Origin of the sequence: Zhongshania sp., from assembly GCF_041623545.1 — a bacterium.
Taxonomy (GTDB): Bacteria; Pseudomonadota; Gammaproteobacteria; order Pseudomonadales; family Spongiibacteraceae; genus Spongiibacter.
Window position 1 is genome coordinate 1 of sequence record NZ_JBFJWS010000052.1, and the last position, 15,177, is coordinate 15,177.

Sequence of the window (15,177 nt, forward strand, 5' to 3'; positions counted from 1 at the left end):
ATATAGGGACGCCCAAGTAGTCCCTTGAGTGATTCGACAATGAAGCCGACGACGTTGCCATTTTCCTCCGCGACAGTAAGTCGACCGTCCTGTATTTCAGTACTGCGGTAACCAGCAAAGCAGTCAAATGCCGTGATTTGGTCCAAGTCTTGATGCCTGCCTTGTCTTATCATTTGATTGGCCTGCTTAGTTAAAGCTCAGCTCCCCGTTATACCAGTGTTTACGCCAGCGCGTGAATACCCGCTCGGGGTACCAGTGTTTACCTAAGCTGCCGTTGTAGCGAGCGAGGGCGCGATGAAGATTGCCTTTTTCTTTATCTAAGTAGAATTTTAAGATGTGGCAGCCGTAGCGCAGATTAGTGTCGGGCTGGGTGAGGTTGTCTTCGGGGCGGCCAATTTCCTTTTTCCAGAAAGGCATAACTTGCATTAGACCTTGGGCGCCGACACGGGATACCGCGTAGCGATCGAAATAGCTTTCCACCTCTATTAATGCGAGTACAAGTTCAGGGCTTAAGTCAGCGGCGCTAGCTTCGCGGTGAACGCTGCGTAAAAAACTGAGGCGCTCTTCCGGGTCTTTCATGAAGCGTGCCATACGGCTAGACATATCAAACAGCCAGACTTCGGCGTCGAATCGGTCCTCAAAGCTGTCTGCTTCGGCGATGGCCAACTGCAAATATTGGCGCAGTTCGTCGCGATCTTGGTCGTCTTTGCCAGTCGCAGCCCAAGAGGGGGCGGCGAGTAGGCAGAGTGCCAAAATGGCTGAAACAAGGCTGCGCCATATCATGTTAACGAGGCAGCTGCTGTTGAATAAAGTCGAGAACATCGTCAATGGCAATATCTTCATTGTCGCTGGCGCGGCGATTTTTGTATTCAAGCATTCCCTTGTCCAAACCACGGTCGCCAATGACGATACGGTGGGGAATGCCGATTAGCTCCATGTCCGCAAACTTTACACCGGGGCGTTCGTTACGGTCATCTAATAACACGTCGTAACCTAGGCCACGAAGGGTGTCGTAGAGGCTTTCCGCTTGCTCCCGAACACGTTCAGACTTTTGCATATTCAGCGGTACAATGGCGATTTCAAAGGGCGCTATACTGGCGGGCCAGAGTATGCCTTTGTCGTCGTTGTTTTGCTCGATGGCAGAGGCAACCACACGGGTAACGCCAATTCCGTAGCAGCCCATGGTCATGATTTGGTCTTTGCCGTTTTCATTGAGCACGCTGGCGTTGAGTGCTTCGGAATACTTAGTGCCGAGCTGGAAGATATGGCCCACTTCAATGCCGCGCTTAATTAGCAGACTGCCTTGGCCGTCGGGGCTGGGGTCACCTTCTACGACATTGCGGATATCGGCGGTTTCAGTGAAGGCGGCGTCGCGATCCCAGTTACTGCCGGTCAGGTGAAAGCCATCTTCATTGGCACCACAGGCAAAATCGGCGCTGTGGGCGGCGCTGCGGTCGGCAATGACGCGAATTTTTAAACCGGCGGGGCCAATAGAGCCAGGCTTGCAGCCCAGTGTCGCGACAATGTCTTCTTCTGACGCGAAGGTGAGCGGTGAAGCAACGCCGGCAATTTTTTCAGCCTTGATCTCGTTGAGCTGATGATCACCACGCAAGACGAGCGCGATTAAGTCTTGTTCGCCATTTTCATCTTCTTCACCGTAAACAATGAGGGTTTTTAAAACTTGGTCTGCGCGCAGTTTTAGTAGCGTGCTTACTTCCTCAATGGTGTGGGTGTTAGGCGTAGCGACCTTTTCTAGTGTTTGGCTAGGCGCTGGACGTTTCCCAGCTGGCGCTATGGCCTCTGCCATTTCCACGTTGGCGGCATAGTCTGATGTGTCAGAAAAGGCGATATCGTCTTCGCCAGATGAGGCCAATACGTGGAATTCGTGGGAGCCGCTACCGCCAATTGAGCCGGTGTCGGCAATAACCGGGCGAAAGTCTAAGCCCAGCCGGGTAAAAATTCGCGAGTATGCGGCGTGCATCACCTCGTAGGTAGCTTGTAGTGACTCTTGGTCGTTATGGAAAGAATAGGCGTCTTTCATAATAAATTCCCGTGAGCGCATCACGCCAAAGCGTGGGCGAATTTCATCACGGAATTTAGTTTGCACCTGATAGAAGGTAGCAGGCAGTTGTTTGTAGCTTTTGATTTCGTTGCGAATGAGGTCGGTAATTACTTCTTCGTGGGTGGGGCCAAGGCAAAAATCACGGCCGTGGCGGTCGTTAAAGCGCAGTAGCTCAGCGCCGTATTGCTCCCAGCGGCCAGATTCCTGCCATAATTCGGCTGGCTGGGCGACGGGCATGAGTACTTCCATTGCGCCGCTATTGTCCATTTCTTCGCGAATAATGGCTTCGACCTTACGTAGTACCCGAAGGCCCATGGGCAGCCAAGTGTAGAGGCCGGTGGCGAGCTTGCGTATCATGCCGGCACGCAACATGAGTTGGTGGCTTATGACTTCAGCATCGGCGGGAGTTTCTTTTATGGTGGCAATGAGATATTGGCTAGCGCGCATGATGTAATTCTGGCCTTGTTTATCAGAGTGTGCGCATTTTACGATTGATCGGCAGCGCGGTACAGCCGCAAGGAGTAGTGATGTTCGAATTACATGAGGCTTTGGCCCGAGATTGTGCTTTTGTGGGTGATTTCCCCCTATGCCGGCTGCTATTAATGAATGATCAGCAGTACCCTTGGCTAATTTTAGTGCCGCGTCGCCCCGAAAAACGTGAAATCTGCGATTTAAGTGACGAAGATCAGTTGCAATATCTGGCGGAGTCCAATCTGTGCTGTGCCATTTTACGAAGCGAGTTTGGGGCGGAAAAACTCAATGTAGCGGCGCTGGGAAATATGGTTCCGCAGCTGCATATTCATCATGTTGCGCGGTTTAGCAATGATGCGGCTTGGCCTAAACCGGTGTGGGGGCAGCGGCCGGCGCAGCCATATTCCCCCGAGGAGTTGCAGGCCCTAATTGTGCAATTTCGCCAGCTGATTCCAGAGCGCATCGACTTCAATTTTTAAGTTTTTGAAGGACGATTTGCGTAGCTAAGGCGCTGAATTTAAAAATGCGGCCCTCTCCCCAGCGGATGAGAAATGAGGCTTATTTTGTAGGAATATGCCTTTTTTGCAGTGTTTTTCGTCAAAATAAGCGCTTGTATCTTGTATTGAGTAAAACAATCGACTATAGGTAGTCGCAGGCACTTTTTTAGGCGTAAGTGCTAAGGAAATAATCGGGCAAGTATATTTCAACGTGAGACACAGGAATAATCATAATGGCGACAAAAAAAGCTGCTCCAAAAAAAGCTGCCGCTAAGGCAAAAGCTAGCGCACCAGCGAGCGCGGCACCTAAGCGTAAAACAACAGCAATCAGTGAGAAAATGACCAAAACTCAGATCCTGACTGAAATTGCTGAAAACACCAATTTAAGCCGTAAGCAGGTTGGTGATGTGCTTGTTGAACTGGAAGCACTGATTGAACGCAGCATTAAAAAGCGTGCACTAGGTGAATTTACCATTCCCGGTTTGATGAAGATCACTACTGTTAAAAAGCCAGCAACCAAGGCGCGTAAGGGTATTAATCCGTTCACTGGCGAAGAAACTATGTTCAAAGCCAAGCCTGCAAGTGTGGCAGTGAAGGTTCGCCCTCTGAAGAAGCTCAAAGATTTCGCTGTATAAGTCACGTTTTACCACCCCAAAGTGGCATTTTAGCCATTTTGGGGGCTAAACCACCCCGCATTCCATTTATTTCCCCCTCAAATAGCCTCTTGCATTTATTGCAGGGGATGCTTTGCGTTATAATCGCGCTCCTTTTGAGCCGCTAGGCCCTTAATGACTTCATTTGTGTGTTTTGAATTGGGGGAGATTGACGATGCCTATTTACGAATATGCGTGCCGGGCTTGCGAGCATGAGTTTGAATCGCTACAGAAAATGAATGATCCGGTGTTGACTGATTGCCCGGAGTGTAAGGCAGCTGAGCTGGTTAAAAAGATTTCAGCGGCTGGATTTCGCCTAAAAGGCGGCGGTTGGTATGAAACTGACTTTAAATCTGGCGGGAAAAAGAAAAATTTGGCAGGCGATGGCGGTGCTTCCAGCGCCCCGGCCGCATCCTCCTCCGACTAAACCTCGGATGTGACTTAATAAACTCGATATAGCGGGACAGAATACATGCGCAGTCATTATTGCGGCAGCTTGAGTAGTGAAAACATTGATCAAGAAGTGACCTTGTGCGGCTGGGTAGACCGTCGTCGGGATCACGGCGGGGTAATATTCCTCGACATGCGTGATCGCGAGGGGATTGTTCAGGTGGTGTTTGACCCCGACACCGAAGAACACTTCCGTACTGCTGACCGAGTGCGCGGTGAATATGTCTTGCGTATTCGCGGTCGTGTTCGTGCCCGCGCCGGTGCGACCGTCAACGCCAATATGAAAACTGGCGAGATTGAAGTGCTGGGCAAAGAACTGGAAATTCTGAATGAGTCAGAAACGCCGCCGTTCCAGTTAGATGATCACACCAATGTGGGTGAAGACGTCCGTTTGCGTTACCGCTACTTAGATTTACGTCGGCCGCAAATTGCCGACAAACTGCGTTTGCGGGCACGGATTACCTCGGTGCTGCGTCGCTATCTCGATAGTCAGAACTTCTTGGACATCGAAACCCCCATTTTGACTCGCGCCACCCCAGAGGGAGCCCGTGACTATTTGGTCCCCAGCCGTACCCACGCTGGTAAGTTCTTTGCGCTGCCCCAGTCACCACAGTTGTTTAAGCAGCTGCTGATGGTGTCTGGTTTTGACCGCTACTATCAAATTGCCAAGTGCTTCCGTGACGAAGATCTGCGCGCTGACCGTCAGCCCGAATTTACTCAGATCGATATTGAAACCTCCTTTATGGATGACAAGCAGATCATGGCCGTTACTGAGGGCATGATTAGCGATCTGTTTAAAGAGGTGATGAATATTGATCTTGGCAGCTTCCCAACCATGAAGTACGCCGAGGCTATGTCGCGTTTTGGTAGCGACAAGCCAGATCTGCGGATTCCGCTAGAGATGGTTGATGTTGGCGACCTGATGCAAGACGTCGAGTTTAAAGTTTTCTCTGGTCCAGCGAAAAGCCCAGAAGGCCGCGTGGCAGCCCTGAAAGTGCCCGGTGGCAATGAAGCGTTAACCCGCAAGCAAATCGACGAGTACACCAAGTTTGTTGGTATCTACGGCGCGAAAGGCTTGGCGTATATTAAGGTCAACGACAAGTCTGACTTGGAAAACGGTCTGCAGTCGCCCATTGTTAAATTCTTGCCTGAGCCTGTGCGTGCAGCGATTCTAGATCGATTAGAAGCCGAAAACGGCGATTTGATCTTCTTTGGCGCCGACAGCGCCAAGGTTGTTAATGAGGCTCTGGGCGCACTGCGCTGCAAACTCGGTGAAGATCTTAAATTATACACCTGCGAGTGGGCGCCACTGTGGGTCGTTGACTTTCCGATGTTTGAGAAAGACGGCAGCGGCAACTGGACTTCCTTGCATCACCCCTTCACCGCGCCATCTTGCAGCCCAGAAGAGCTTGAGCAAGCACCTGGTGAAGCCCTGTCTATTGCCTACGATATGGTGCTTAACGGCACTGAGCTTGGCGGCGGTTCGGTTCGTATACATCGCTCAGACATGCAGCAGGCGGTATTCCGCGTGTTGGGCATTGGCCCAGAAGAAGCCGACGAAAAATTCGGTTTCTTGCTGGATGCGCTTAAGTACGGCGCGCCACCGCACGGTGGTCTGGCCTTTGGTCTGGATCGTTTAGTCATGTTAATGACCGGTGCGAAGTCTATTCGCGACGTTATTGCCTTCCCTAAAACCCAAAGCGCGGCCTGTGTGATGACAGACGCACCGGGTACAGTTGAAGTTAAGCAATTAACCGAGCTGAATATTCGCTTGCGCAAGTTAGAAGAGAAATAATAATCGGCTAAAAGACGTTGCGGCGTTCGATTATTTGATCTGAGTGAGCCTCGCAATGCGGGGCTCACTGCTATCAGGAGGCTGTATGGCGGGTCACAGCAAGTGGGCCAATATCAAGCATCGCAAAGCTGGCCAAGATGCCAAGCGCGGCAAAATTTTCACTAAATTGATTCGCGAGATTGTCGTCGCTGCTAAAGCGGGCGGCCCGACGCCTGAAGATAATCCGCGCTTGCGCGCGGTGGTCGACAAGGCGCTCACCGCCAATATGAAGCGCGACACTATCGATAAAGCCATTGCTCGTGGCGCGGGCAGTGCTGATAGTGACAATTATGACGAAGTCAGTTACGAAGGGTATAGCGCTGGTGGCGTGGCAGTATTTGTTGAGTGCATGACTGATAATCGCAACCGTACTGTGGCCGACGTGCGGCACGCCTTTAATAAGCGCGGTGGCAATTTAGGCACTGATGGCTCGGTTGCCTACCTGTTTAGCCGCAGGGGGCAGCTCGTTTATGCGCCGGGGTTTGATGAGGACGCCCTATTGGAAGCGGCCCTAGAGGCGGGCGCGGAAGACGTGGTGAACCAAGAAGACGGCTCGATCGAGGTGTTGACTGAGTTTGGCGATTTTATGGCCGTTAAAGATGCAATGCTCGCAGCGGGTTTTAACCATGAGACTGCGGACACGGTGATGCTGGCTTCGCTGAACGTTGAGCTTGATGTGGCTGGCGTAGAGGCGCTACTGGGATTAGTTGATATGCTCGAAGATCTCGACGATGTCCAGCAAGTTCATACCAATGCCCAAATCCCGCAATCAGTACTCGATCAGTTGTCTTAATGGTAGCTGCGGGCACAAACTGCGAGCCTAGAGCATGTTAATCTCGGTCCAAACCTGTGCATAATAATATCTTGATCGGTGCCCACTGCGCAGAAGTTGGCGCGATGGTGAAGGTCGCGGCTAAACATCCCGTTTAGGCTATCTGCACTTATATAAAGAACAACACAGCGGTTGCGATGACAATTATTTTGGGTGTGGACCCCGGGTCACAAAAAACCGGCTTTGGGGTGATAGAGGTGATTGGCAATCGCCATCGCTATATTACCAGCGGGGTTATCCGCCTCCCTACGGGTGCGCTACCTGCGCGCTTGGATATTATTTTTAAGAGTTTAAGTACCATCATTGCTGAGTATTCCCCGGTAGAGGCAGCGGTGGAAGAGGTTTTTATGGCCAAGAGTGCTGGTTCGGCACTTAAGCTGGGGCAAGCGCGGGGCGCTGCAGTGGTGGCTTGCGTCAGTAATGATCTGATTGTCGCTGAGTACACCGCTAGGCAAATTAAAAAGGCCGTGGTGGGAACCGGTGCGGCGGATAAAGACCAGATTCAACACATGGTAAAAATTCTACTGAAGTTGCCGGCAGTACCCCAAGAAGATGCTGCCGATGCGCTGGCGGCGGCAATTTGCCATGCAAATTCCCGCCAGGGGTTATTAACAATGTCGGCATCGACCACGGCAACGCGCATGCGGCGCGGGCGCCTTACCTAAGTTTGGAGTAGTAATGATAGGACGTTTGCGCGGCGTGCTGATTGAAAAGCAGGCGCCGGAAATCGTGATTGATGTACAAGGTGTGGGGTACGAAGTCTTGGTGCCGATGACCACTTTATATAATTTACCCGCGCTGGGTGAGGAAGTGGCTCTTTACACCCAGTTTATAGTTCGCGAAGATGCCCAGCAGTTATTTGGCTTTAGCGATGTTCGAGCTCGGCGTTTGTTCCGTGATTTGATCAAAGTTAACGGGGTTGGCCCCAAGATGGCTCTGGCGATTATGTCGGGCATCGATAGTGATGAGTTTGTGCGCTGTGTGCAAGACGGTAATACCGCCGCGCTGGTGCGCTTGCCGGGGGTGGGCAAGAAGACCGCTGAGCGCTTAGTCATTGAAATGCGTGATCGTCTTAAAGATTGGGCGCCGGAGTTGGGCGGTGTGAGTATGCCAACGACGCAAGCCTTGGGCCGGGCAAATATCGCCGAAGCCGAAGCTGCCCTAGTGGCGCTGGGCTATAAGCCCCAAGAAGCGAGCAAGGCGATTAGTGCCTTGAAGTTAGACGAAGCCAGTAGCGAAGAGTTGATCCGCGCGGCCTTAAAAAACATGATTAAGTGATGAGCGAAGCCCTGTGATAGAAATTGACCGCCTCGTGGCGCCAGAACTCGGCGAGCCCGCCGAAGAGCGCTATGACCGCGCCATACGCCCGAAAAGTTTGGCCGATTATATTGGTCAGCCTGCGGTGCGTGAGCAAATGGGGATATTTGTTAGCGCTGCGCGGATGCGCAATGAACCGCTGGATCACACTCTGATCTTTGGCCCGCCAGGCTTGGGCAAAACCACTTTGGCAAATATCTTGGCCAATGAAATGGGGGTGTCGCTCAAAACGACCTCGGGGCCGGTATTGGAAAAAGCGGGTGATCTTGCTGCTCTTTTGACCAACCTCGATGCTGGTGATGTGCTGTTTATCGACGAGATCCATCGTCTGAGTCCCAATATTGAGGAAATTCTTTATCCAGCGATGGAGGATTATCAGCTGGATATCATGATTGGCGAAGGCCCGGCCGCACGCTCGATTAAATTAGATTTGCCGCCATTTACCCTTGTGGGCGCTACTACGCGGGCTGGCTTGCTGACCTCGCCACTGCGTGATCGCTTTGGCATTGTGCAGCGCCTGGAGTTTTATGGGGTAAAAGATCTCACTACGATTGTCAGTCGCAGCGCGGGTATTCTCGGTATGCGGTTAGATGATGCCGGCGCCCATGAAATTGCACTACGCTCAAGAGGTACGCCGCGTATAGCCAATCGGCTATTACGCCGCGTGCGAGATTATGCTGAAGTGAAGGCCGATGGTTTTGTTAGCGCCGAAATTGCCGATCAGGCATTAAATATGCTTAACGTAGACAGCAGTGGTTTCGATCATCAGGATCGACGCTTATTATTGGCCATGATCGAGCGTTTCGATGGCGGCCCAGTTGGCGTTGACAGCCTTGCCGCAGCGATTAGTGAAGAGCGCGGGACTATAGAGGATGTGCTTGAGCCATACTTGATTCAGCAGGGTTATATTATGCGAACGCCCCGTGGCCGTGTGGTCACTAATCAGGCTTATCGTCATTTTGGTCTCGAAATGCCCAAAAATGGCGATATTACCGAAAACGGTGGTGCGCCCTAATGGAATTCAGGCTACCCCTGCGAGTCTATATCGAGGATACGGATGCGGGTGGCATTGTTTATTATGTGAACTACCTAAAATTCATGGAGCGCGCTCGTACAGAATACATGCGAGCTCAGGGGTTTTCTAAGACAGAAATCATGAATGACGCGCTAATGTTTGTGGTTAGCGCACTGCAAACAAAATATTTACGTCCAGCACGATTAGATGAGCAACTTATTGTTACCGCCAGGGTCATAGCGGCGGCTCGAGTTAGCTTGCGCTTTGAACAGCGAGTTTATCGTGGTGAAGAATTGCTTTGCGATGCAGAAGTGTCAGTGGCCTGCGTCGACAGTGCGACATTAAAACCAAAACGAATACCGGCGCCGCTTTTAGCGGCGCTGAAGCATTAATACAAAAAATATCAGGAGTTAACTGTGGGACAAGAGCTTTCCATTTGGCACTTAGTAAGTCAGGCCAGTTTGTTTGTGCAGCTGATAATGATGGTTCTGTTGCTTGCATCGGTGGTGTCCTGGTATCAAATAGCCAACCGCGTTATGTATTTCAATCAAGCCGAAAACGAGATGAAGCGTTTTGAATCCCGTTTTTGGTCCGGCACTGATCTACATACCCTCTATAAAGAAGGGGAGGAAAAGCACGCTGTTTTTGGTATGGAAAGCGTGTTCCGAGCAGGCTACAAAGAATTTACCCGTCTCGCTAAAAAGCGTCTCGACTCAGATGCCATGATGGAGGCCTGTCAGCGCTCGATGCGAGTAGCGTTATCCCGTGAAGAAGAAGCGATGGAGCACGGCCTGCCATTCTTGGCTACCGTGGGCTCTACCAGCCCGTACGTTGGCTTGCTCGGAACCGTGTGGGGGATTATGGGTTCATTCCATGGTCTAGGTCAGGTGCAACAAGCGACGCTGGCAACTGTGGCCCCCGGTATTTCTGAAGCGCTAGTGGCTACTGCGATGGGTTTGATTGCCGCAATACCCGCGGTGGTGTGCTACAACCGTTTTTCTTCCAAGGTCGATTCCCTCGCGGGTAAGTACGATACCTTCTCGGAAGAGTTCTCCAGTATTTTACACCGCCAGATTCACTCGCGGGATTAAGGGAAACGGCTATGTCGCGGCGAAATAAGCGTAAGCCAATGTCCGACATCAATGTGGTTCCCTACATTGATGTTATGTTGGTGCTATTAATTGTTTTTATGGTGACGGCGCCAATGCTGGTGCAGGGTGTGCAAGTTGAACTGCCGCAGGCATCGACCGAGCCCGTGCCGCCTACTGACGACGACCCAATTGTGGTCTCGGTAGATAAGCAAGGTAAGTACTATGTGACGCTCGGAGACCCAAGTAAACAGGGTGAGCCGGCGGAGCTAGCTGATATTGGTGACAAAATCAGTAAAATTTTGCGCAATAAGCCGAAAACGCCAGTGATGGTGAAAGGTGATGGCGCAGTCGATTATGCCGCGGTGGTTGCTGCGATGGCGGTCTTGCAAGGTGCTGGCGCGACGTCGATAGGCTTAATTACCGAGGAACCTAAATCGCGCAGTGGAGCGAAGTAAGCGCGATGAATAATCTGAAACTGGTACCGGCGGCGGTAACCTTCAGCTTGCACGCTGGAATAATCGCGCTATTGTTGTTTGGTATACCGACTACGCAGGATATGAAGCCCTTAGAGGCGAGGCCGCTGGCAATCCAGGCGAAACTGGTAATCGAAAAGCCAGTTAGTCGTCCGGCGCCAGCTAAGCCGGTGGCGAAACCAACACCTAAGCCTGTGGTCAAACCGGCATCGAAACCCGAGCCAATTAAAAAGCCCGAGCCGAAACCAGCGCCACCACCGCCGAAGCCGGTGCCGCAGGTGAAAAAGCCTGAGCCAAAAGGGCCTACGCCCGAGGAAATTCGCAAGCAGAAAGAGCAGGAGAAGGCGCGGGAAGCGGCTAAGCAGCGAGCCCTAGAGGAGGAGATTCGTCGCGAGCAGCAAAAGGAGTTGGCTGATGCGCTGGCCTCGGAAGATGACTTGGTCGAAGACGGCGAATTGGCCTCGACCTATGCTGACCTAATTACGACATTGATATCAAATAACTGGACGCGGCCGCTATCCGCCCGCAATGGCATGCAGACCACAATCCAGATTATGACCACGCCCACGGGTGAAATTGTTGGTCATTCAATTACTAAAGGTAGTGGTGATAGTGCCTTTGATTTATCGGTAACCCGAGCGGTAACACGCTTGGGTAAAATAGAAGAGCTAGCTGAGCTCGCTCGCAAGGATCCGTCGGCGTATGAGAAGAACTTCCGGCGATTTACCATTAATTTCTCACCCCAAGATTTGAGGCGGTAATGTTTAAACAGATTGTTAAAGTGTTAGCTCTGGTGCTTGCCTGCAATTTTGCGGCGGCTGATCTTACAATCGAAATTAATAGGGGCAAAGATGATCCGGTGCCCATCGCGATTGTCCCCTTTGGCTGGCAGCCAGGTGTGGCAGTGGCGGAGGATGTAGCTTCGATCATTGAAATGGATCTGCATCGCAGTGGTCAGTTTGCGCCTTTGAGTCGCGGAGATATGCTCGGGCGGCCGCGAAATGCGAGTGAGGTCTATTACCGAGACTGGAAAAGCCTTGGTGTTGACTACGTCGTGGTTGGCTCATTGAGCCAAGATGGACCTAATGCCTTGACCGCCACTTTTGAATTATTAGACGTCAATACCCAGCGTGTCATTCTAACGGGGACCGAATCGGTGAGCGCTGACAAGCCTCGCTACCTCGCACACACCGTCAGCGACAAAATATATGAAAAACTCACAAATATTCGCGGTGCATTTAGGACGCAACTGCTTTATGTTTCCGCTGTTCGCGAAGGGGGTGATCGAACCCGCTTCCGGTTGCTGAAAAGCGACATCGATGGGGCTAATGAATCGGTACTTTTTGACAGTCGAGAGCCAATTATGGCGCCGACTTGGGCCCCCGACGGTAAGACCATAGCTTATGTATCCTTTGAAACTAGCAGGCCTGCAATTTATACGCAGAACCTGCTGACGGGTGTGCGTAAGCAGTTGACCTCATTTAGGGGGTTAAATAGTTCGCCGGTGTTTTCGCCGGATGGAACACAAATGGCAATGGTATTGTCGAAGGACGGCAGTCCCGATATATATGTGATGGATTTGGCCAGTGGCAGTTTGCAGCAGGTAACCAACCATTTTGCTATTGATACTGAGCCGGCCTGGATGCCTGACGGAAAATCGTTAATATTCACGTCCGACCGAGGCGGTAAACCGCAGATTTATAAGGTCCAACTGGGTAGCGGTGCAGTAGAAAGATTGACATTTATAGGTGACTATAATGCGCGGGCAAGAGTATTGCCCGACGGTCTGGGGTTAGTGTTAGTGCATAGAAACAGTGGTAATTTTCATATTGCAGTACAGGATTTGAAACGTAACCGTGTTGAAATTCTCACTACCACTAATTTGGATGAGTCACCTAGTGTAGCGCCAAACGCCAGTATGTTATTGTATGCAACACAGTACGATGGCAAAGGTGTTTTGGCGGCAGTATCGATAGACGGTGGAGTGAAATATCGCTTGCCGTCGCGATTCGGGGATGTGCGCGAACCGGCTTGGTCGCCTTTTCTTCAATGATGTAGAAGCCGGAAAAGAAAGACTGGATAGCAATATTTGTTGTGTGTCCAGAAGTGTGTAATCAAAATTTGACGGGAAAATGCCATGAAATACCAAGCAAAAAATATGTTTTTGGGTGTAGCTTTCTTCAGCGTGCTGTTGGCTGGTTGTGCATCAACTGATACCGATAGTAGCGGCCAAGAAGGTGCTGACACTGTTAGCACTTACACTGAGTCTGCTGATGCGAATGCTTCAGCTTACGATGCCCAAGACATGATGAATCTCGAAACGGTTTTCCATTTCGAATTCGACCAAGCCACTTTGACTGCTAAGGCTCGTAAAGCTCTGGACGCTCAAATTGTTCGTCTGAAGAAAACTACTGGTCCTGTGCGTCTGGAAGGTCATGCTGACGAACGCGGTACCCGTGAATACAACATCGCTCTAGGCGAGCGTCGTGCTAATGCAGTTGCTGATTACATGGCAATCAATGGCATTCCGCGCTACCGTATTGAGACTGTTAGCTACGGCGAAGAGCGTCCAGTTGCATTTGGTCAGTCTGAAGCAACTTACTCTCAGAACCGTCGCGTTGAACTGAAGTAATTTAAAGGCGTACTGATGCAGTTTACAAAACCACTGTTCTTGCTGCTGCCGGCAGCGTGTTTGTCGGCACAGCTTTGGGCGCAAGCCCCAGTTGTTGATATGAATTCTCCTGGATATCGCGCCCAATCGGGTGGCAGCATGCAGGCTGAGATCTACCAACAGTTACAGCAACTTCGTCAAGAAATGATGACGTTGCGGGGAATAGTGGAGGAGCAAGAGCATCAGATCAGCCAGCTAAAACAGCAGGGCCTAGATCGTTATATTGATTTAGACCGCCGTTTGGGTTCGCTAACCACTGGCGCCGCTGGCGCGGTGGTTGGCAGCTCTTCTGCAGCAAGTGTCGCTGTAGATGCTGCTGGAAGTGACGCCGGTACTACGGGTGCTGGAGATGTAGCAGGCGCCGCAGTAGCAGTTCCTGATGTCGTTAATCCGGTAGCCGTCAACACGGCCCCCGCCGTTGCGAGTAACGGCAATGATTCATCCGATTACACTGATGCCTATGCCTTGGTGAGAAGTGGCAATTACGATCAAGCCATCACGTCTTTTTTAGCCTATGTCGAGCGTTACCCCTCAGGCCGTTATACACCTAATGCGTGGTATTGGCTGGGTGAACTCTATGTTGCTGTAAAACCCCAGAATTTGAAGGCTGCAACTGACGCCTTTCAGTATTTGCTGAGCAAATACCCCGATCACGACAAAGTCCCCGCTGCCATGTATAAATTAGGCACGGTCTACTTTTTGAACGGTAATAAGCAAAAATCCCAAGAATTACTGACTCATGTGATTGACCGCTACGGCAGTACTGGTAATTCGGCAGTAAACAAATCGCGGGAATTCCTCCGCAAGAACTTCTAATTGTTCGCGGAGTAAAGCTTGCGCGGCTGGTCTCCGGAATCAATTCAGTATCCGGTAATTGGCGCCAATGAAAGCGAACACCCTTCGTATAACTGAAATTTTCTATTCCCTGCAAGGCGAATCCCGAACCTTGGGTTTGCCTACCGTGTTCGTTCGTCTTACTGGCTGTCCGCTACGCTGTGTGTACTGTGATACTGAGTATGCTTTTCACGGTGGTGAGCGGCGTGAGCTTGAGAATATTCTCGCTGAGGTTGCGAAGTATTCCCCGCGCTATGTTTGCGTGACCGGAGGCGAGCCACTTGCTCAGCCCGAGTGTCTTTGCTTGCTTACGGCACTCTGTGACTCAGGTTATGAGGTATCCTTAGAAACGAGCGGTGCCTTACCGATCGAGAAGGTAGACGCGCGGGTTTCCCGAGTAATGGATTTGAAAACCCCCGCTTCGGGTGAAATGCATCGCAATCTTATGGATAATATCCAATTTCTTACCAGCCACGACCAAGTTAAATTTGTGCTCTGTAATCGTGAGGATTACGACTGGGCCAGATTTCAACTCGATAATCACCAGTTGCATAAACGGGCTGGTGAAGTCTTGTTCTCGCCTAGTTTTGGTCAGCTGAGTGCCACTGATTTGGCAAACTGGATCGTGGCGGACAATCTCCCAGTGCGCTTTCAAATGCAATTGCATAAATTATTGTGGAATGACGCCGCAGGGCATTAGTAACGAGGACACGTTTTGCAAAAGAAAGCAGTCGTACTGGTTTCCGGTGGCTTAGATAGCGCCACGGTATTGGCCCAGGCAACAGCGGCAGGTTATGAGTGCTATGCCTTGGCCTTCGACTATGGGCAGCGCCACCGCGCCGAATTGGTCGCGGCCAAGCGAGTCGCTGAAACTGGTGGCGCTAAAGAATTTAAGGTTATTAAACTGGATCTGAGCAGTATCGGCGGCTCGGCATTAACCGATATGAAAATCGACGTGCCTGATGCTGGTGCAGTTG

At 51.2% G+C, this 15,177-nt stretch carries 19 protein-coding genes; 17 read left to right on the forward strand and 2 right to left on the reverse strand.

All coding sequences use genetic code 11. The annotated features are described in order from the left end of the window. Positions 1-186: 186 nt before the first annotated feature. Both ABYT30_RS07685 and ABYT30_RS07690 read right to left on the reverse strand, forming a co-directional pair. The gene (locus tag ABYT30_RS07685) at positions 187-783 is read right to left on the reverse strand and encodes a lytic transglycosylase domain-containing protein (RefSeq protein WP_373082738.1); all 597 of its coding nucleotides are present in this window, start codon (positions 781-783) and stop codon (positions 187-189) included. A 1-nt stretch (position 784) separates the two neighbouring features. Continuing rightward, positions 785-2,509, reverse strand: a complete 1,725-nt coding sequence (locus ABYT30_RS07690) for a proline--tRNA ligase (protein ID WP_373095853.1) — start codon at positions 2,507-2,509, stop codon at positions 785-787. An 80-nt stretch (positions 2,510-2,589) separates the two neighbouring features. On the opposite strand from ABYT30_RS07690, the gene ABYT30_RS07695 reads away from it, so the two are divergent. From ABYT30_RS07695 to ABYT30_RS07775, 17 genes are all read left to right on the forward strand, one after another. Then, positions 2,590-3,012 carry an HIT domain-containing protein gene (locus ABYT30_RS07695; RefSeq protein WP_373082733.1) on the forward strand — a complete coding sequence of 141 codons (423 nt, stop codon included), beginning with the start codon at positions 2,590-2,592 and terminating at the stop codon, positions 3,010-3,012. 251 nt (positions 3,013-3,263) lie between these two features. Next, positions 3,264-3,665: an HU family DNA-binding protein gene (locus ABYT30_RS07700; protein ID WP_373082731.1), complete on the forward strand. Its 402-nt coding sequence runs from the start codon at positions 3,264-3,266 to the stop codon at positions 3,663-3,665. Positions 3,666-3,858: 193 nt separating this feature from the next. Beyond that, positions 3,859-4,110 (forward strand): FmdB family zinc ribbon protein, encoded by a 252-nt coding sequence (locus ABYT30_RS07705; RefSeq protein ID WP_373082730.1) that lies wholly within the window; start codon positions 3,859-3,861, stop codon positions 4,108-4,110. A gap of 45 nt (positions 4,111-4,155) precedes the next feature. Then, positions 4,156-5,928, forward strand: a complete 1,773-nt coding sequence (aspS, locus tag ABYT30_RS07710; RefSeq protein WP_373095854.1) for an aspartate--tRNA ligase — start codon at positions 4,156-4,158, stop codon at positions 5,926-5,928. 85 nt (positions 5,929-6,013) lie between these two features. Beyond that, entirely contained in the window at positions 6,014-6,760 is a 747-nt protein-coding gene (locus ABYT30_RS07715) for a YebC/PmpR family DNA-binding transcriptional regulator (protein WP_373095856.1), read from the forward strand. 176 nt (positions 6,761-6,936) lie between these two features. Continuing rightward, positions 6,937-7,464: a crossover junction endodeoxyribonuclease RuvC gene (gene ruvC, locus ABYT30_RS07720; RefSeq protein ID WP_008246648.1), complete on the forward strand. Its 528-nt coding sequence runs from the start codon at positions 6,937-6,939 to the stop codon at positions 7,462-7,464. Positions 7,465-7,477: 13 nt separating this feature from the next. Next, positions 7,478-8,077, forward strand: a complete 600-nt coding sequence (ruvA, locus tag ABYT30_RS07725) for a Holliday junction branch migration protein RuvA (protein WP_373095858.1) — start codon at positions 7,478-7,480, stop codon at positions 8,075-8,077. Between the two features lie 13 nt (positions 8,078-8,090). Further along, positions 8,091-9,131, forward strand: coding sequence for a Holliday junction branch migration DNA helicase RuvB (ruvB, locus tag ABYT30_RS07730; protein WP_373082722.1), 1,041 nt, complete (start codon positions 8,091-8,093; stop codon positions 9,129-9,131). Next, positions 9,131-9,523, forward strand: coding sequence for a tol-pal system-associated acyl-CoA thioesterase (gene ybgC / locus ABYT30_RS07735; RefSeq protein WP_373095860.1), 393 nt, complete (start codon positions 9,131-9,133; stop codon positions 9,521-9,523). Before ruvB ends, ybgC begins: the two co-directional genes overlap by 1 nt. 24 nt (positions 9,524-9,547) lie before the next feature. Next, complete coding sequence (tolQ, locus tag ABYT30_RS07740) at positions 9,548-10,222, forward strand: protein TolQ (protein WP_373083846.1); 675 nt, start codon at positions 9,548-9,550, stop codon at positions 10,220-10,222. 11 nt (positions 10,223-10,233) lie between these two features. Next, entirely contained in the window at positions 10,234-10,677 is a 444-nt protein-coding gene (tolR, locus tag ABYT30_RS07745) for a protein TolR (RefSeq protein ID WP_373083844.1), read from the forward strand. Positions 10,678-10,682: 5 nt separating this feature from the next. After that, positions 10,683-11,456, forward strand: coding sequence for an energy transducer TonB (locus tag ABYT30_RS07750; protein ID WP_373095862.1), 774 nt, complete (start codon positions 10,683-10,685; stop codon positions 11,454-11,456). Continuing rightward, positions 11,456-12,748 carry a Tol-Pal system beta propeller repeat protein TolB gene (tolB, locus tag ABYT30_RS07755; RefSeq protein ID WP_373083840.1) on the forward strand — a complete coding sequence of 431 codons (1,293 nt, stop codon included), beginning with the start codon at positions 11,456-11,458 and terminating at the stop codon, positions 12,746-12,748. The genes ABYT30_RS07750 and tolB overlap by 1 nt, the downstream gene beginning before the upstream one ends. Before the next feature lie 84 nt (positions 12,749-12,832). Further along, positions 12,833-13,327: an OmpA family protein gene (locus tag ABYT30_RS07760; protein ID WP_008246656.1), complete on the forward strand. Its 495-nt coding sequence runs from the start codon at positions 12,833-12,835 to the stop codon at positions 13,325-13,327. 15 nt (positions 13,328-13,342) lie between these two features. Then, complete coding sequence (ybgF, locus tag ABYT30_RS07765) at positions 13,343-14,182, forward strand: tol-pal system protein YbgF (protein ID WP_373095864.1); 840 nt, start codon at positions 13,343-13,345, stop codon at positions 14,180-14,182. A 67-nt stretch (positions 14,183-14,249) separates the two neighbouring features. Further along, positions 14,250-14,900, forward strand: coding sequence for a 7-carboxy-7-deazaguanine synthase QueE (gene queE / locus ABYT30_RS07770; protein ID WP_373095866.1), 651 nt, complete (start codon positions 14,250-14,252; stop codon positions 14,898-14,900). A gap of 15 nt (positions 14,901-14,915) precedes the next feature. Then, the coding region (locus tag ABYT30_RS07775; protein ID WP_373095868.1) for a 7-cyano-7-deazaguanine synthase at positions 14,916-15,177 on the forward strand (262 nt) is incomplete at its 3' end.